The 17,287-nt window shown below is 60.5% G+C and carries 21 protein-coding genes; 18 read left to right on the top strand and 3 right to left on the bottom strand.

Annotated elements, in window-relative coordinates:
- The first annotated feature begins 47 nt into the window (after positions 1–47).
- The 7 genes from GBC55_RS01295 to GBC55_RS01265 all read left to right on the top strand — a co-directional run bounded on the left by GBC55_RS01295 (position 48) and on the right by GBC55_RS01265 (position 5,535).
- Complete coding sequence (locus GBC55_RS01295; protein ID WP_162435933.1) at positions 48–1,181, top strand: chemotaxis response regulator protein-glutamate methylesterase; 1,134 nt, start codon at positions 48–50, stop codon at positions 1,179–1,181.
- On the top strand, positions 1,181–1,921 hold the full coding sequence (locus GBC55_RS01290) for a flagellar motor protein (protein WP_045061205.1): 741 nt from the start codon (positions 1,181–1,183) through the stop codon (positions 1,919–1,921). Before GBC55_RS01295 ends, GBC55_RS01290 begins: the two co-directional genes overlap by 1 nt.
- Before the next feature lie 15 nt (positions 1,922–1,936).
- Complete coding sequence (gene motD, locus GBC55_RS01285; RefSeq protein ID WP_162435934.1) at positions 1,937–2,830, top strand: flagellar motor protein MotD; 894 nt, start codon at positions 1,937–1,939, stop codon at positions 2,828–2,830.
- A 43-nt stretch (positions 2,831–2,873) separates the two neighbouring features.
- Positions 2,874–3,662: a ParA family protein gene (locus GBC55_RS01280; RefSeq protein ID WP_162435935.1), complete on the top strand. Its 789-nt coding sequence runs from the start codon at positions 2,874–2,876 to the stop codon at positions 3,660–3,662.
- A gap of 44 nt (positions 3,663–3,706) precedes the next feature.
- The gene (locus GBC55_RS01275; protein ID WP_162435936.1) at positions 3,707–4,582 is read left to right on the top strand and encodes a CheW domain-containing protein; all 876 of its coding nucleotides are present in this window, start codon (positions 3,707–3,709) and stop codon (positions 4,580–4,582) included.
- 74 nt (positions 4,583–4,656) lie between these two features.
- Positions 4,657–5,142 carry a chemotaxis protein CheW gene (locus GBC55_RS01270; RefSeq protein ID WP_007946765.1) on the top strand — a complete coding sequence of 162 codons (486 nt, stop codon included), beginning with the start codon at positions 4,657–4,659 and terminating at the stop codon, positions 5,140–5,142.
- Entirely contained in the window at positions 5,143–5,535 is a 393-nt protein-coding gene (locus GBC55_RS01265; protein ID WP_162435937.1) for a DUF2802 domain-containing protein, read from the top strand.
- A gap of 124 nt (positions 5,536–5,659) precedes the next feature.
- Here GBC55_RS01265 and GBC55_RS01260 read toward each other — a convergent pair whose 3' ends face one another.
- A complete protein-coding gene (locus GBC55_RS01260; protein WP_162435938.1) occupies positions 5,660–5,989 on the bottom strand; it encodes an EscU/YscU/HrcU family type III secretion system export apparatus switch protein in 330 nt (109 codons plus the stop codon).
- Complete coding sequence (locus tag GBC55_RS01255) at positions 5,986–7,560, bottom strand: flagellar hook-length control protein FliK (protein WP_162435939.1); 1,575 nt, start codon at positions 7,558–7,560, stop codon at positions 5,986–5,988. Before GBC55_RS01255 ends, GBC55_RS01260 begins: the two co-directional genes overlap by 4 nt.
- Positions 7,561–7,758: 198 nt before the next feature.
- On the opposite strand from GBC55_RS01255, the gene ccmA reads away from it, so the two are divergent.
- From ccmA to phnN, 11 genes are all read left to right on the top strand, one after another.
- On the top strand, positions 7,759–8,394 hold the full coding sequence (gene ccmA / locus GBC55_RS01250; RefSeq protein WP_162435940.1) for a cytochrome c biogenesis heme-transporting ATPase CcmA: 636 nt from the start codon (positions 7,759–7,761) through the stop codon (positions 8,392–8,394).
- Positions 8,391–9,059 (top strand): heme exporter protein CcmB, encoded by a 669-nt coding sequence (gene ccmB, locus GBC55_RS01245; RefSeq protein ID WP_150582590.1) that lies wholly within the window; start codon positions 8,391–8,393, stop codon positions 9,057–9,059. The genes ccmA and ccmB overlap by 4 nt, the downstream gene beginning before the upstream one ends.
- Before the next feature lie 78 nt (positions 9,060–9,137).
- Complete coding sequence (locus tag GBC55_RS01240; RefSeq protein WP_162435941.1) at positions 9,138–9,893, top strand: heme ABC transporter permease; 756 nt, start codon at positions 9,138–9,140, stop codon at positions 9,891–9,893.
- Positions 9,890–10,066, top strand: a complete 177-nt coding sequence (ccmD, locus tag GBC55_RS01235; protein WP_007980758.1) for a heme exporter protein CcmD — start codon at positions 9,890–9,892, stop codon at positions 10,064–10,066. Before GBC55_RS01240 ends, ccmD begins: the two co-directional genes overlap by 4 nt.
- Positions 10,063–10,518 (top strand): cytochrome c maturation protein CcmE, encoded by a 456-nt coding sequence (ccmE, locus tag GBC55_RS01230; RefSeq protein WP_162435942.1) that lies wholly within the window; start codon positions 10,063–10,065, stop codon positions 10,516–10,518. The genes ccmD and ccmE overlap by 4 nt, the downstream gene beginning before the upstream one ends.
- A 3-nt stretch (positions 10,519–10,521) precedes the next feature.
- Positions 10,522–12,510, top strand: coding sequence for a heme lyase CcmF/NrfE family subunit (locus tag GBC55_RS01225; RefSeq protein ID WP_162435943.1), 1,989 nt, complete (start codon positions 10,522–10,524; stop codon positions 12,508–12,510).
- Positions 12,507–13,043 carry a DsbE family thiol:disulfide interchange protein gene (locus GBC55_RS01220; RefSeq protein WP_162435944.1) on the top strand — a complete coding sequence of 179 codons (537 nt, stop codon included), beginning with the start codon at positions 12,507–12,509 and terminating at the stop codon, positions 13,041–13,043. The genes GBC55_RS01225 and GBC55_RS01220 overlap by 4 nt, the downstream gene beginning before the upstream one ends.
- Positions 13,040–13,510, top strand: a complete 471-nt coding sequence (locus tag GBC55_RS01215; RefSeq protein ID WP_162435945.1) for a cytochrome c-type biogenesis protein — start codon at positions 13,040–13,042, stop codon at positions 13,508–13,510. The genes GBC55_RS01220 and GBC55_RS01215 overlap by 4 nt, the downstream gene beginning before the upstream one ends.
- Complete coding sequence (gene ccmI, locus GBC55_RS01210) at positions 13,507–14,709, top strand: c-type cytochrome biogenesis protein CcmI (RefSeq protein WP_162435946.1); 1,203 nt, start codon at positions 13,507–13,509, stop codon at positions 14,707–14,709. The genes GBC55_RS01215 and ccmI overlap by 4 nt, the downstream gene beginning before the upstream one ends.
- 27 nt (positions 14,710–14,736) lie before the next feature.
- Positions 14,737–15,147 carry a hypothetical protein gene (locus GBC55_RS01205; RefSeq protein ID WP_162435947.1) on the top strand — a complete coding sequence of 137 codons (411 nt, stop codon included), beginning with the start codon at positions 14,737–14,739 and terminating at the stop codon, positions 15,145–15,147.
- Positions 15,148–15,448: 301 nt separating this feature from the next.
- Complete coding sequence (gene phnN / locus GBC55_RS01200) at positions 15,449–16,015, top strand: phosphonate metabolism protein/1,5-bisphosphokinase (PRPP-forming) PhnN (protein WP_162435948.1); 567 nt, start codon at positions 15,449–15,451, stop codon at positions 16,013–16,015.
- Between the two features lie 52 nt (positions 16,016–16,067).
- Here phnN and GBC55_RS01195 read toward each other — a convergent pair whose 3' ends face one another.
- Positions 16,068–17,273: an MFS transporter gene (locus GBC55_RS01195; protein ID WP_162435949.1), complete on the bottom strand. Its 1,206-nt coding sequence runs from the start codon at positions 17,271–17,273 to the stop codon at positions 16,068–16,070.
- Between the last annotated feature and the right edge of the window lie 14 nt (positions 17,274–17,287).

Below are 17,287 nucleotides of genomic sequence, written 5' to 3'. Positions count from 1 at the left end.
CTGGCGGAGCGGGGCGACTGAGCCTCGCTCCGTCTAACGGAGTGTTTATGGCAGTCAAAGTCCTGGTGGTGGATGATTCGGGTTTTTTCCGCCGCCGCGTCTCGGAAATTCTTTCAGCGGATCCGAACATCCAGGTCGTCGGTACGGCGACCAACGGAAAAGAGGCGATCGACCAGGCGCTGGCCCTCAAGCCAGACGTGATCACCATGGACTACGAGATGCCAATGATGGACGGCATCACGGCAGTGCGGCACATCATGCAACGCTGCCCGACGCCGGTGTTGATGTTCTCCTCGCTGACGCACGAAGGCGCCCGGGTCACCCTGGATGCACTCGACGCTGGCGCGGTGGATTTCCTGCCGAAAAACTTCGAGGACATCTCGCGTAATCCGGACAAGGTCAAGCAACTGCTGTGCGAGAAGATCCATACCATCTCGCGCAGTAATCGCCGTGCCGCCACCTACAGCGCGCCGGCCCCCGTCGTCGCTCCCGTTGCGTCAACTGCGCCTTCGAGCGTGGGTAGTTACGGCAGCAGTGCGCCTGCACGTCCGGCACCGATTCCAATTCGTACTCCCGCACCGGCATCGTCTGCGCCGTCGTCGCCCGCACCCAAACGCAAAGCCTACAAGCTGGTCGCCATCGGCACGTCCACTGGCGGGCCGGTGGCCTTGCAGCGCGTCCTGACCCAATTGCCGGCCAGCTTCCCGGCACCCATCGTGCTGATTCAGCACATGCCCGCCGCGTTCACCAAGGCGTTCGCCGAGCGTCTGGACAAGCTTTGCCGCATCACCGTCAAGGAAGCAGAGGATGGCGACATCCTGCGTCCGGGACTGGCGTTGTTGGCACCGGGCGGCAAGCAGATGATGATCGACGGCCGTGGCGCGGTGAAAATCCTCCCGGGTGACGAGCGTCTGAACTACAAGCCCTGTGTGGACATCACCTTCGGTTCTGCAGCCAAGTCTTACGGTGACAAAGTTCTGGCGGTGGTACTGACCGGCATGGGCGCCGATGGCCGTGAAGGGGCGCGCTTGCTTAAACAGGGTGGTAGCTCTATCTGGGCTCAGGATGAAGCCAGTTGCGTGATCTATGGCATGCCGATGGCCATCGTCAAAGCTGAACTCGCCGACGCGGTGTATGGCCTGGACGAAATTGGCAAGCACCTGGTCGAGGCGTGCATCTGATGGACGTTTTAAGCCTCATCGGGATCATCATGGCGTTCGTTGCCATCATTGGCGGCAACTACCTTGAGGGCGGCCACCTCGGCGCGCTGGCTAACGGCCCGGCGGCGTTGATCGTCATCGGCGGCACCGTCGGTGCGGCGCTGTTGCAGTCGCCGATGAGTGCCTTCAAGCGTGCCATGCAGATTCTGGTCTGGATTCTTTTTCCGCCTCGCGTGGACCTGGCCGGCGGCGTTGATCGCGTCGTCAACTGGAGCCTGACCGCTCGCAAGGAAGGCTTGCTCGGACTGGAAGGGGTGGCCGATGCCGAACCGGACAATTATTCGCGCAAGGGCCTGCAACTGCTGGTGGATGGGGCCGAACCGGAAGCCATTCGCAGCATCCTGGAAGTGGATTTCTACACCCAGGAAAGCCGAGATATAGAAGCCGCCAAGGTCTTCGAAAGCATGGGTGGCTACGCGCCGACCATCGGTATTATCGGCGCCGTCATGGGCCTGATCCACGTCATGGGCAACCTGGCCGATCCGTCGCAACTGGGCAGCGGCATTGCCGTCGCCTTCGTCGCCACCATTTACGGCGTGGCCAGTGCCAACCTGGTGTTGCTGCCGATCGCTGCGAAACTCAAGGCCATCGCCTTACGACAGTCGCGTTATCGCGAAATGTTGCTTGAAGGCATTCTGTCGATCGCCGAAGGTGAAAACCCTCGCTCTATCGAGTTGAAGCTTCAGGGCTTCATGGATTGATGGGAGACATGGACGATGGCTCGTCGCCGACAACCTGAAGAACACGTAAACCATGAACGCTGGCTCGTTTCCTACGCCGACTTCATTACGTTGCTGTTCGCGTTCTTTGTGGTCATGTACTCGATCTCTTCAATTAACGAAGGCAAGTACAAGGTGATTTCCGAGGCGTTGATCGGCGTCTTTAACGACGCCGACCGGTCCCTGAAACCCATCCCTATCGGCGATGAACGGCCCAGGTCAGTGACCCCGGCCAAGCCGCTGGTCAAGGACAGCGAGCAGGTCGACGCCGGTATCGCTCAAGCCGCCAACGATCCGCTCAAAAGCATCGCCGATGACATCAGTGCGGCGTTCGGCGATCTGATCAGCTCCAATCAAATGACCGTGCGTGGCAACGAGTTGTGGATCGAGATCGAACTCAACTCCAGCCTGTTGTTTGGCAGCGGCGACGCCATGCCCAGCGACGTGGCCTTCAGCATCATCGACAAGGTCGGGGTGATCCTGAAGCCGTTCGATAACCCGATTCATGTTGAAGGCTTTACCGACGATCAACCGATCCGCACCGCGCAATACCCGACCAATTGGGAGCTGTCTTCCGCTCGGTCGGCGAGCATTGTGCGCATGCTGGCGATGCAGGGTGTGAACCCGGGTCGCCTGGCCTCGGTGGGTTATGGCGAATTCCAGCCGGTGGCCAACAACGCTACGGCAGAGGGGCGTGCGCGCAACCGTCGCGTGGTCCTGGTGGTTTCACGAAATCTTGATGTACGTCGCAGCCTCACCAGCACCGGAACCGCCAATGCACAGCCGGATGCCGCATTGAAGCGGGCTGGCACACAAACTGCACCTGCACCGGTCAAGCCGCCGGGACGAGAGAGCGCCGTCAATTCTCCGTCACCCGCATTAATACGCTGAGCTATTTCTCGGTCGGCATTTTCGGCCGGGAGGAACAATCTGAATGAGAGTCTGGGCAGTCGCCAATCAAAAGGGTGGTGTTGGTAAAACCACTTCCTCCATTGCTTTAGCCGGGTTGCTGGCCGAGGCAGGCAAGCGCGTGGTCGTGGTCGATCTCGATCCCCACGGCTCTATGACCAGCTATTTCGGCTACGACCCCGACAGCCTGGAACACAGCTGCTACGACCTGTTCCTGCACAAGGGCAGCGTTCCGGCGGGGTTGCCTGGGCAACTGCTGTTACCGACCAGCCATGAGAGCATTTCGCTGTTGCCCTCAAGCACCGCACTGGCAACCCTTGAGCGTCAGTCGCCGGGGCAGAGTGGTTTGGGCCTGGTGATCGCCAAGAGTCTGGCGCAGCTGTGGCAGGACTTTGATTACGCCGTGATCGACAGCCCGCCGCTGCTGGGTGTGCTGATGGTCAATGCCCTTGCTGCCAGCCAGCAATTGGTGATTCCTGTGCAGACCGAGCATCTGGCCGTCAAAGGCCTTGAACGCATGGTCAACACCCTGGCGATGATCAACCGTTCACGCAAACAACCGCTGCCTTTCAGTATCGTGCCGACCTTGTTCGATCGCCGCACCCAGGCGTCCCTTGGCACCCTGCGCGTGCTGCGCGACATGTACCCGGAAGAAATCTGGCAAGGCTATATCCCGGTCGATACACGTTTGCGCGACGCCAGCCGTGCCGGCCTGACGCCTTCACAGTTCGACGGCAAGAGCCGCGGTGTTCTCGCTTACCGCTCGTTGCTCAAACACCTGTTGGCGCAGCAACTTGTACCGGCGGTGGCCTGAATGAACCCAATCCCTGTAGGAGCTGCCGCAGTGGGGGTGTGTCAGTGAATCGGCCGGTCAAGCTCACGTCGCGCCCGCAAATGGCATTGCAGTCCTATCTGGACAGCTTGCTGCAGGATGCGACCGAAGAGTTGCCTGCGCAGGTCGAAGCGCTCGCCGACGTCATCAAGGTTGTCGAAGCTGTCGAGGTTGAAGCTGCGCTGGATGAGTTCCAGGCCGCCGTGCTCGAAGAACAGGCCCGCGATGCGCAGCCATCCACTGCCGTTTCCGAACCAGAGGTAAAAAAAGCGCCGGTGATGGTCGTCGAAGCACCGGCTCCGGTTCTGGCACCCGTATCGACCATCGCCCCGCTTCTACAAACCCTGGTGCCGCCGGTCGTAGACGTCCACCTGCCGCCCAGCATTACGCCACCGCCTGTGGAGTCCGGCGGTCGTCCGTCTTGGGCTGCCGAGCCATTCGAATGCCTGTTGTTCGATGTCGCCGGATTGACACTGGCCGTGCCGCTGGTGTGCCTGGGTTCGATTTACTCGCTGGAAGGTCACGAGCTGACACCGCTGTTCGGTCAGCCGGAGTGGTTCCTCGGCATATTGCCGAGCCAGGCCGGCAACCTGAAGGTTCTCGACACCGCACGCTGGGTGATGCCCGACCGCTATCGCGACGATTTCCGCCAGGGCCTGCAGTACGTGATTTCGGTTCAGGGGTACGAATGGGGACTGGCCGTGCATCAGGTCAGCCGCTCGTTGCGCCTGGACCCGAATGAAATCAAATGGCGCAGCAACCGGGGCCAGCGCCCCTGGCTGGCCGGAACAGTGATTGAACACATGTGTGCGTTGCTCGATGTCTCCGAACTGGCCGAACTGATCGCCAGCGGTGGAGCCAAGCACATGGGCGGGAAAAAGCCCGCTCACAAACCGACATAACAAACAGGTGACGGTCCATCAAGGGCCGCTGCACGGAACACACACCGCCAGGGCGGTTTTTTGAGGGTCAGGGTATGAATGACAAGGCAACAGCTGCAAAGGGTTCCGAAGATCCGATCCTGCAATGGGTAACCTTCAAGCTGGACAATGAAACCTACGGCATCAACGTGATGCGCGTTCAGGAAGTCCTGCGCTACACCGAAATCGCCCCGGTACCGGGTGCTCCAAGCTACGTGCTCGGCATCATCAACCTGCGCGGCAACGTGGTCACCGTGATCGACACCCGTCAGCGCTTTGGCCTGATGAACGCTGAGATCAGCGACAACACCCGTATCGTTATTATTGAAGCCGACAAGCAAGTCGTCGGGATCATGGTCGATAGCGTGGCCGAAGTGGTGTACCTGCGTCAGTCGGAAATCGAAACCGCGCCGAATGTTGGTAATGAAGAGTCCGCCAAGTTCATTCAAGGCGTGTGCAACAAGAACAACGAACTGCTGATCCTGGTCGAGCTCGACAAGATGATGAGCGAAGAAGAATGGTCGGACCTGGAGAACATCTGATTGATTCTTGAGGTAGCGGTCATTGTCCTGTTCCTTTTCTGGGCAGGCACGCTGGCGATGTTCCTGGCCTACATTCGCGCGCAAAAGCAACTCGCCGCGCAACAGGTCCAGGGCGATGCGCTGCGCGATCAGCGCATCAAGGACCTGATCCGGCGTGTTGAGAATTACCAGGACGGTAACGTGCGCATGGGCCAGGAACTGCAGGAATTGCGTGCGGTGGTCGGGCCCTTGCCGGACAAGCTTGCTTCACTCGAACAGCGCGACCCCTCGAGCCTCTCATTTGCTCAGGCAGCTCGCCTGGTGGGAATGGGGGCCAGCGTCGATGAACTGACCCAATCCTGCGGCTTGACCCAGGCTGAGGCGGAATTGATGAGCAAGTTGCACAAGAACTGAAAGATCAAAAGATCAAAAGATCGCAGCCTCGTTTCACTCGACAGCTCCTGCATTGAAGATGGCGTACACCTTGTAGGAGCTGTCGAGTGAAACGAGGCTGCGATCTTTTTTGTGCCACACCCCATCAATAATCATCCCCGCGATCGGTGATGTCTTTCTCTACCGCAGGCGCATCCGGATCGTGGCCCGCCGGAAACTTCCCCTTCAGCGTCCACGCAAACGCAATGATCTCGGCGATCGTGCGGTACAACTCCTCCGGAATACTTTCCCCCAACTCCATCCGCGCCAGCAGCTTCACCAGCTCGGCGTTCTCGTAGATGGGCACCTCATAGTCACGGGCAAGCTTCAAAATGGCCTCGGCCAGTGCATCGTCACCTTTGGCCGTGAGGGTAGGGGCGTGGGTGCCGTCGTATTTGAGCGCGATGGCCTGGCGCGGGGCGGTGGAGGTTTTCATGCGTTTTCGTCGACCCAGCGTTGTTCGAGACGGGTTTGGGGGCCTTGGGGGGGTGTGCCGAGGTGGCAATCGATGTCGCCGACGTTAAGCCCCGAGTCCAGCAGACGTTTACGCAGGGCGACCAGATTGTTTTCGATCAGGCTGGCGGTGTAGGGCCGCTCAGCCCAAAGCTGGCTGGACAGGCTGCCACTGATCAGCTGTGCCTGGACCTGTAATGGCCCGAGTGGCTCCATATCGAACGCCAGCTCGACGCGCCAGAGTTGTTGCTTGGGCTGGCGCTCCTCGGGACGTTCTTTCGGTTGCTCTTTCTCCGGGGCGTCTTCGCGCTGGAATTTGACTTGCAGCGGCACGATGTCCTGCAGGTTGCGCATCGGAATCTCCAGCTGCCAGGTACTCATCAACCTTCCATCGGCGGTAACACCGGTCTGTTCCAGACTCGACAATTGATGGCTTTGCAAACGCGAGACCGCCGCCGCCGCCAGACGCAGCAGGTGTTCGAGGTCGTCCTCGCCATCGCCGCTTTTCAGGAGGCGTTCGGGCACCGGGAAACTGGTCGGCGACGGCTTGGCACTGACCTGGCCGAGCATGCCGAGGGCGTTACGCACAAAGCTCGGCATCGCCTGGGCAAGGGTATTGGCGGCGATAATCGCGTTGAGATTGGTGTTGGACGCCAGGCCTGGAGTGAGTTGGGCGATAAGCCTGAGCAGATCGCCTTTCATGTCGGGCGCGAGTGTCGGGTTTTGCCCGGTCAGCAGTTTCGACTCGAGGAACACGCCGCTATTGGCCAATGCCAAAGCCAGGCCTTTGGCGCTACTCAATTGATGAATGTCCGGGAGACCAGCCAATAATTTATCCACCGCCGCTCGCAGGTCACTGGAGGTTTGCCCCGAATCCGGCAGGTTCTGCAGCAGTTTGAGCAGGCCATCGAGCGAGCCTTGCCGGCTCGTTTGGCTGGCCAGTTGTTGCGTGACCGCCAATTGCTCCGAGCGATTGCTCAGCGGGACGAATTTCAGGGTCTGGCTGTCCTGAACCAAGGCGCTCAACAGCGTCCCGATGCGCAATGGCGTCGGGCTATCGATGCTCAGGGTGCTGCCGCTGAGCGCGGTATTGAGCAGGCTCACCATCGAACGGAACACTGTTGGCTGGCCAGGGACCTGCGGCATCACCTGGGAGGTCAGGACTTTACCTTGCAACAAGGTGCCCGCCGGCAGTTGCGCGGTATCGAGGCGCGTGAGGCTGGCAGCGTTTGAGGCAATGGCCTGTTGCAGCGTGATGGCCAGATTGCCGGCCGAGGGTTGGGTAATCGCCAGGTTGCTGCCCTGGGGCAACGGCTGTGCGCTGGTAGCTTGAAGGGTGGTCTGGCGACCGTTGGCCAGGGTGATCTTCAGCAGCAGTTGAAACGCCTGATCCGCCTGTTTGAGCGACAGCACCTCGGCATTGGCGGATTGACCGGCCGAGATTAAACCCTCCATGGGGGTCAACAGCTTCAGCAGTTCGCCGCTGGACCCTTGGGGACGCGAAGTCGCCGGGGAGTTCTGCGGGAGCGGGAGGATGTTCATTTCGCCTGTCATACGCGGTCACAACCTGAGGAAATTGCACTCTTTAGAGTAGGAGATGGCATGTATAATGCCGCCCCGTCGTCTTCGGGGCGCTGAAAACATTGCAAATGTTTGACCCAGCTCTCTATGACGGGCCGCCAATGCATCTATCCTGCATTCTCTTTAGCGGCCGCAATACCGCCGACTTGAACCGTAAAGGCCCGTAATCTCTTGACCAGTCCTGTCCTGCAAACCGTTGCCCTTGCCTGTGAGCGAGACCTTCGGCTGCTCTTCGAAAATCTCGAATTGAGACTGGCCAGTGGCGAAATGGTGCAGATCAGTGGCCCCAACGGCAGTGGCAAGACCAGTCTTCTGCGGCTGCTCTCGGGCTTGATGCAACCGACTGCCGGCCAAGTGTTGCTCAACGGCCAGCCGCTCAACGAACAACGCAACGAGCTGGCGCGCAACCTGTTGTGGATCGGCCATGCCGCCGGGATCAAGGACCTGCTGACGCCGGAAGAGAACCTGAGCTGGCTTTGCGCGCTGCATCAGCCGGCTACCCATGACGCCATCTGGCAAGCACTGGACGCGGTCGGGCTGCGCGGCTTCGAGGACGTTCCCTGCCATACGCTGTCCGCCGGCCAGCAACGCCGCGTGGCGCTGGCCCGGTTGTTCCTGGACAGCCCGCCGCTGTGGATTCTGGATGAGCCTTTCACCGCGCTTGATAAACAGGGCGTGGCCCAACTCGAAGAACACCTGGCTGCCCACTGTGAGCGCGGCGGCATGGTGGTGCTGACAACTCACCACACACTGAGCCGAATGCCGGCCGGTTATCGCGACATTGACTTGGGGAATTGGGCCGTATGAGTGTTTTCGGCCTGTTGGTGGCCCGCGAAGCCCGTTTGCTGTTTCGCCGCCCTGCGGAGTTGGCCAATCCGTTGGTTTTCTTTGCAATCGTCGTTGCGCTGTTCCCTTTGGCGGTCGGACCCGAGTCTCAATTGTTGCAAACCTTGTCTCCGGGACTGGTCTGGGTAGCGGCCCTTTTATCGGTTTTGCTCTCGCTGGACGGGCTTTTCCGCAGTGATTTCGAAGACGGTTCGCTTGAGCAGTGGGTCCTTTCGTCGCACCCCCTGCCTCTTCTGGTTTTGGCCAAGGTGCTGGCACACTGGGCGTTCTCTGGCCTGGCACTGGTATTGCTCGCGCCATTGCTGGCGTTGATGCTCGGTTTGCCTGCCGCCTGTCTGCCCGTGTTGCTGCTTTCTTTATTGCTGGGTACACCGGTACTGAGCCTGCTCGGTGCGGTGGGCGCAGCGTTGACCGTGGGACTCAAGCGTGGCGGCCTGTTGCTGGCGCTGCTGATTCTTCCGCTGTACATCCCGGTATTGATTCTTGGCAGTGGCGCTTTGCAGGCGGCACTGCAGGGCATGCCGGCGACCGGTTATCTCTTGTGGCTTGGTAGCCTGACCGCCCTGGCGATAACACTGACACCCTTTGCAATAGCTGCTGGCCTGAAGATCAGCGTCGGCGAATAATGAGGTCTGGTCAGAAATTGATCAGTAAAGACCCTTGGCTGCTCGTGATGGCGAGCAGCAACCGTGATGGAAACAGTAATGAACTGGACCTGGTTTCATAAGCTCGGCTCACCCAAATGGTTCTACGGCATCAGCGGCAAAATGCTGCCGTGGCTGAGCGTCGCGGCGTTGCTGCTGACCGGCGTCGGCGTCGTGTGGGGCCTCGCCTTTGCGCCGCCTGACTATCAGCAAGGCAACAGCTTTCGCATCATCTACATCCACGTCCCGGCCGCCATGCTGGCCCAGTCCGTCTACGTGATGCTGGCTGTGTGCGGTATCGTCGGGCTGGTCTGGAAGATGAAACTGGCCGACGTTGCCCTGCAATGCGCCGCGCCCATCGGTGCCTGGATGACCGCCGTGGCGCTGGTCACCGGCGCGATCTGGGGTAAACCGACCTGGGGGTCGTGGTGGGTCTGGGATGCACGACTTACGTCGATGCTTATTCTGCTGTTTCTGTACTTCGGTCTCATTGCGCTGGGCAATGCCATCAGCAATCGTGACAGTGCCGCCAAGGCGTGTGCGGTGTTGGCGATTGTCGGCGTGATCAACATTCCGATCATCAAGTACTCGGTGGAGTGGTGGAACACCCTGCACCAGGGCGCGACCTTTACGCTCACTGAAAAACCGGCGATGCCCGCTGAAATGTGGCTGCCGCTGCTGCTGACGGTGCTGGGTTTCTACTGTTTCTTCGGCGCGGTGCTGTTGCTGCGCATGCGCCTTGAAGTGCTCAAGCGCGAATCCCGCGCCAGTTGGGTAAAGGCCGAAGTGCAGAACAGCCTGGAGGCCGCTCGATGAGTTTTGCTTCATTCGGCGACTTCATCGCCATGGGCCATCATGGCCTGTATGTCTGGTCGGCCTATGGCATCTGCCTGGCGGTACTGGCCCTTAACGTGGCGGCGCCGATCCTGGCCCGCAAGCGGTATCTGCAACAAGAGGCGCGTCGTCTGCGCCGGGAGAACGGCAAGTGAATCCGCTGCGCAAAAAGCGTCTTATCATCATTCTCGCGATTCTGGTCGGTGTCGGCGCTGCCGTTGGCCTGGCGCTGAGCGCCCTGCAGCAGAACATCAACCTGTTTTACACCCCCACCCAGATCGCCAGCGGTGAAGCCCCGCTGGACACGCGTATTCGCGCGGGCGGCATGGTCGAGAAAGGTTCGCTGCAACGTTCCGGCGACTCGCTGGACGTTAAATTCAAAGTCACCGACTTCAACAAAACCGTGACCATCAGCTACCGCGGCATCCTTCCTGATCTGTTCCGGGAAGGGCAGGGCATCGTGGCCCTAGGCAAGCTCAATGCGGAGGGCGTCGTGGTGGCGGATGAAGTACTGGCCAAGCACGACGAGAAGTACATGCCGCCGGAAGTCACCAAAGCCCTGAAAGACAGTGGCATGTCGGCACCTACTCCTGCGAAAGAGGGTTAATAGATGACTTCTGCAATCTTTATCCCTGAACTGGGCCAATTGGCGATGATCCTGGCGCTGTGTTTCGCGCTGGTTCAGTCCAGCGTCCCGTTGCTCGGCGCCTGGCGCGGTGATCGACTGTGGATGAGCCTGGCCCAGCCGGCTGCCTGGGGCCAGTTCACCTTTCTGGCGTTTGCCTTCGGTTGCCTGACCTACGCGTTCATGACTGACGACTTCTCTGTGGATTACGTCGCCAGCAACTCCAACAGCGCATTGCCGTGGTACTACAAGTTCAGCGCTGTCTGGGGCGCGCACGAAGGTTCGTTGCTGCTGTGGGCGTTGATCCTCGGCGCCTGGACATTCGCGGTGTCGGTGTTCTCCCGGCAGTTGCCGCAAGTGATGCTGGCCCGGGTATTGGCCGTGATGGGCATGATCAGCACGGGTTTCCTGCTGTTCCTGATCCTCACCTCCAACCCGTTCGCCCGTATCCTGCCGCAGATTCCAACAGACGGTCGTGACCTTAACCCCTTGCTGCAGGACATCGGCCTGATCGTTCACCCGCCGATGCTCTACATGGGCTACGTCGGATTCTCCGTGGCATTCGCATTTGCCATCGCCGCGCTGCTGGGCGGCCGTCTCGATGCGGCCTGGGCGCGCTGGTCCCGTCCGTGGACCATTGTCGCCTGGGCCTTCCTCGGCATCGGTATCACGCTGGGTTCCTGGTGGGCCTACTACGAACTCGGCTGGGGCGGCTGGTGGTTCTGGGACCCGGTGGAAAACGCCTCCTTCATGCCTTGGCTGGTGGGCACCGCGCTGATTCACTCGTTGGCGGTCACGGAAAAACGTGGCGTGTTCAAAAGCTGGACGGTTCTGCTGGCCATCGCGGCCTTCTCGCTGAGTCTGCTAGGTACGTTCCTCGTGCGTTCCGGCGTGTTGACGTCGGTGCATGCCTTCGCGTCCGACCCTGAGCGTGGCGTGTTCATTCTGATCTTCCTGCTGTTCGTGGTAGGTGGCTCCCTGACGCTGTTCGCCCTGCGCGCGCCGGTAGTGAAGAGCCAGGTCGGCTTCAACCTGTGGTCCCGGGAAACGCTGCTGTTGGGCAACAACCTGGTGCTGGTGGTCGCGGCTTCGATGATCCTGCTCGGGACCCTATACCCGTTGATTCTCGACGCGATGACCGGTGCCAAGTTGTCGGTGGGTCCGCCGTACTTCAATGCGCTGTTTATCCCGTTGATGGCGTTGCTGATGGTCGTGATGGCCGTCGGCATGCTGGTGCGCTGGAAGGACACCCCGGTCAAATGGCTGGTGGGCATGCTGACCCCGGTGTTGCTTGGTAGCGCCGCGTTGGCCGTGGTCGCCGGTATCGCTTATGGCGATTTCAATTGGGCGGTGATCGCGACGTTCATGCTCGCTGCCTGGGTGCTGCTGGCGGGCGTACGGGACATCTTCGACAAAACACGTCACAAAGGCCTGATCAAGGGTTTGCCGACACTGACCCGCAGCTATTGGGGCATGCAGATTGCGCACCTGGGTATCGCCGTATGCGCCCTGGGTGTCGTGCTGTCGAGCCAGAACAGCGCCGAGCGCGACCTGCGCCTGGCACCGGGCGAGTCCATGGACCTGGCCGGGTATCAGTTCGTGTTCGAAGGCGCCAAGCACTTCGAAGGTCCGAATTTCACCTCCGACAAAGGCACGGTGCGGGTTATCCGCAACGGCACGGAAATCAGCGTGCTGCACCCTGAAAAGCGCCTCTACACCGTGCAGAACTCGGTGATGACCGAAGCCGGGATCGACGCCGGGTTCACCCGTGACCTCTACGTCGCACTCGGCGAACCGTTGGGCGATGGTGCCTGGGCTGTGCGGGTTCACGTCAAACCGTTCGTGCGCTGGATCTGGTTCGGCGGGCTGCTGACCGGGTTCGGCGGATTGCTGGCGGCAATGGATCGCCGTTACCGGGTCAAGGTGAAAAGCCGCGTGCGTGAAGCGCTGGGCATGACAGGAGCTACGGCATGAGACGTTGGTTGATGCTGTTGCCACTGGCGATTTTTCTGGTGGTGGCTGTTTTCCTTTACCGAGGCCTGTACCTGGACCCGGCCGAGTTACCCTCGGCGATGATCAACAAGCCGTTTCCGGAGTTTTCCCTGCCCGCAGTGCAGGGCGATAAAACCCTGACCAAGGCGGATATTCTGGGCAAACCGGCGTTGGTCAACGTGTGGGGCACCTGGTGCATTTCCTGCCGGGTCGAGCATCCGGTGCTCAACAAGCTCGCCGAACAGGGCGTGGTGATCTACGGCATCAACTACAAGGACGTCAACGCTGACGCCTTGAAGTGGCTGGCAGAGTTCCACAATCCGTATCAGCTGGACATCCGTGACGATGAAGGCACGTTGGGCCTGAACCTCGGTGTGTACGGCGCGCCGGAAACCTTCTTCATCGACGCCAAGGGCATCATCCGCGACAAGTTCGTCGGTGTGATCGATGAGCAGGTCTGGCGCGAAAAACTGGCAGCCAAGTATCAGGCGCTGGTCGATGAGGCCAAGCCATGAAGCGCTGGATTGCCGCTGCCGTTCTCGGGTTGTGCATGGCGGGCGTGGCCCACGCCGCCATCGACACCTACGAGTTCGCCAAAGAAGGCGACCGTGAGCGCTTTCGCGAGCTGACCAAGGAGCTGCGCTGCCCCAAGTGCCAGAATCAGGACATCGCCGATTCCAACGCACCGATCGCCGCCGACCTGCGCAAAGAGATTTTCCGCATGCTCGGCGAGGGCAAGGACAATCAGCAGATCATCGACTTCATGGTCGATCGCTATGGTGATTTCGTCCGCTACAGACCGGCCTTGAATGCCAAGACCGCGCTGCTCTGGTTCGGTCCCGCCGGCTTGTTGCTGGGCGGTTTTGTGATCATCTTCGTGATTGTCCGTCGTCGCCGCGTCCAGCGCACTGACTCCCCGGACTCGCTATCTGCCGAGGAGCGCGAGCGCCTCGACCACCTGTTGGATAAAAACCAAGAATGATTGATTTCTGGCTTGCTGCAGGTCTGCTGCTTCTGGTTGCCCTGAGTTTTCTGTTGATCCCTGTGTTGCGTGGCCGTCGTGCCCAGCTTGAAGAGGATCGTACGGCCCTGAACGTCGCGTTGTACCAAGAGCGCGTGGCTGAGTTGCAGACTCAGCAGGAAGAGGGCGTGCTCAATGCCGCGCAAATGGACACCGGTCGCGCCGAAGCAGCTCGTGAATTGCTGGCCGACACCGAGGGCGTTGCCGCACCACGCGTATCGCGGCTGGGCAAACCATTGCCATTGCTGGCGGCGATTCTGGTGCCGGTGCTGGGCCTTGGCTTGTACCTGCATTTTGGTGCCAGCGACAAAGTCGAGCTGACGCGCGAGTTCGCGCAGGCGCCGAAATCGATGGAAGAAATGACCCTTCGCCTGGAGCGTGCCGTCGCGGCTCAGCCGGATTCGGCAGAAGGCATGTACTTCCTGGGCCGTACCTACATGGCCCAGGACCGTCCCGGCGACGCTGCGAAGATGTTCGAGCGCACCGTGAACCTGGCCGGCCGGCAGCCCGAGTTGCTTGGCCAATGGGCTCAGGCCCAGTATTTCGCCGACGGTAAAAAGTGGTCAGACAAGGTTCAGGCCCTGACCGACGAAGCGTTGAAAGCCGATCCCAAGGAAGTCACCAGCCTCGGTCTGCTGGGTATCGCTGCCTTCGAAAGCGAGCGATATCAGGACGCCATCGATTACTGGAACCGCCTGCTTGCCCAGTTGCCTGCACAGGACAATTCTCGCGGCGCACTGGAAGGCGGGATCGCCCGGGCTACCGAGAAACTTGAAGCCAGTGGCGGCAAGGTCGCCCAGGCACCTGTGGCCAAAGCGCCAGCGCTGCTGAAAGTCACCGTTGACCTCGCGCCAGCGCTCAAGGCGAAGGTTCAACCGGGGGACAGCGTGTTCATCTTCGCCCGCGCTACGTCGGGGCCGCCGGCACCCTTGGCTGCCAAGCGTCTGACCGTTGCCGACTTGCCGGTAACTGTCGAGCTGGGTGATGCCGACGCAATGATGCCGCAGTTGAAACTGTCGAACTTCCCTGAAGTCCAACTGGTTGCGCGCATTTCCCGCGCCGGCCAACCAACTGCCGGTGAATGGGTCGGTCGTAGCCAGCCTCTGGCCAGCAGCAGCACTGCGCCGCAAAAACTGACCATCGACAGTCCGGACAAATAACAGTCCGGGACAACAAAGGAAGCGCCTATGATCGCCATCGCTCGTATCACCCTCATCACCATGGTCATGGGGTTAAGCGCATGTGCGGTCCAGCGGCCGGAGCCAACGCAAACGCCGCTGCCACCGATCCCACCCTCGCAGCCCCGCCCGACGCCCTCGACGTCGCCAACGCCGAGCAAGCCGAGCATTCCGGCCAAGCCTGCAAAACCGTTGCCGCGCACGTCCGCAAGCTTCGCGCCGCCACCGGGTGGTAACAGTCACTGGGATGCCAAGCTAGGCGTCTATGTGCTGGATGATCAGACCAACACGTTCTATCGCCAGCGCACTTACTATCGGTGGAACAACGGCTGGAGCCGCTCGATCAGCCCGAACGGGCCTTGGGAAGATACCGATATCCATGGCGTGCCGGGTGGTTTGGGGCGTCAATTCGGACAGTGATACATAGATAAAAGCGCAGCGCATACATTCGTGGCGAGGGGACTTGTCCCCGTTCGGCTGCGCAGCAGTCGTGAAATCAGAGTGCGCGGTGTACCTGATACACCTGGGTTGCGGCTTTTGGGGCTGCTTCGCAGCCCAACGGGGCGGTGCGACGTTTCAATAAATCCCCTCGCCACAAAAGTATGCGTACCTCTGAGGTTCCTTTCTTGTTCATGCTGGAAAAGTTTCGGGTTTACGTATTGATCGGGTACACCCCCAGCGTCGTTCAACATGCGCGGCGATAAACGAAGAGGGTGTTTTGATGGCGGGCAGGATGATCTATCTCATCGGACCTTCAGGTTCGGGCAAGGACAGCCTGCTGGATGCCGCACGAGCGCCTTTGGCCGAGCGCGGTTGTCGCATTGTGCGGCGCGTCATCACCCGCTCCGCGGAAGCCGTGGGGGAAGCGGCACTTGGCGTCAGCCTGGAGGAATTCCTGGCTATCGAGGCGCAGGGCGGATTTGCCCTTAGCTGGCGCGCCAATGGCCTGGCGTATGGCATTCCACGTGACATCGACGATTGGCTGGCAGCGGGGCACGACGTGCTGGTCAATGGCTCGCGCGGTCATTTGCCGGCGACGCGCCTGCGTTATCCGAACCTGCTGGTGCTGTTACTAACCGTGGACCAAACCGTGCTGCGCCAGCGCTTGCTGGCGCGGGGACGTGAATCGGTCGACGAGATTGACGCACGATTGGCACGCAATGCGCGTTTCAGTGAACAACTGCTCGCAGAGCACGATCCGGCGTTGTGCGTGATCGACAATTCCGGGCCGCTGGAGCACACGGTCGAACGCTTGTTGGACTGCATTGACGGGCACCCCATTAAATAATGGAAGCGGCTTCTGACTGGAACTCCGCGTCGCCCGCCATGCGTTTTAAGGGTTAGGCCGCTGCCAGCGACCCCCTCTGCGAAACACTCAAGAACCGCACCAGCGCCAGCAGCGGAAACGCGCTGCCGACAATCACGATCCACAACCAGCCGCCATGCTCGTACACCGCACTGGCTACCGAAGAGCCGAACGCGCCGCCAATAAAGATGCTGGTCATGTACAGCGCATTCAGGCGACTGCGGCTCTTGGCGTCGAGTGCGTAGACCGCACGTTGGCCAAGCACCATGTTCATCTGCACACAGAAGTCGAGCACTACGCCCGTCACCGCCAGACCGATGACGCTGTAGACCGGGTGGATTAAGGCCGGAAGAAAGCTCAGGCTGGCGAACACCAGCGCCAGCAGAGAGGCGATACGGGTATGACCCGCGTCTGCCAGCCGTCCAGCTATGGGGGCCGCGATGGCGCCGATGGCCCCGACCAGGGCAAAAATCGCAATCTGGGTTTGCGACAAACCGTGATTGCGCGTCAGTTCCAGCGGCACGGCGGTCCAGAACAGGCTGAAGGTCGCGAACATGCAGCCCTGGTAGAAAGCACGCTGACGCAGCACCGGTTGTGTCCGCAGCAGTGTCCAGAGCGAGCCCAGCAGCTGACCATAAGTGGCGCTGTGATCAGGCTCACGCTTGGGGATGGTCAGGGCCAGCACAAGGCTGATCGCCGCCATCAACACCGCCGCAATGACAAACATTGCCCGCCAGCCGAAGTGGTCAGCCACCACGCTGGACACTGGTCGCGCCAGCAGAATCCCCAGCAACAACCCGCCCATGATCCCGCCGACCACACGTCCGCGGGTTTCTTCCGGTGCCAGGTGCGCCGCCAGTGGAATCAGGATCTGCACCGACACCGAACTGAACCCCACCAGCAATGAAATCAACAGGAACACGTTCGGCTGATCCGTAAACGCCGCGCCTAGCAAACTGGCTATCGCCACCAGCGTGGTGATGATCATCAGCCGGCGGTTTTCCAGCAGATCGCCCAGCGGGACGAGGAAGAACAGGCCCAACGCGTAGCCAATCTGGGTCAGCGAAACAATCAGGCTAGCCATGGTGCTGGTCAGGCCGATGTCCGGTGCGATCAGGCCGATGATCGGCTGGGCGTAGTAGATGTTGGCCACAATCGCGCCGCAGCAAAAGGCGAAAAGCAGCACCATGCCTCGGGTCATTGTCGCCGTGCCGGTGGGCACTGAGGTCGCTGGATTCATAACGTGTCTCGCTG

This window comes from Pseudomonas sp. TNT3, assembly GCF_010095445.2.
Lineage (GTDB): Bacteria > Pseudomonadota > Gammaproteobacteria > Pseudomonadales > Pseudomonadaceae > Aquipseudomonas.
This window is presented reverse-complemented; position numbering and strand designations above follow the sequence as displayed.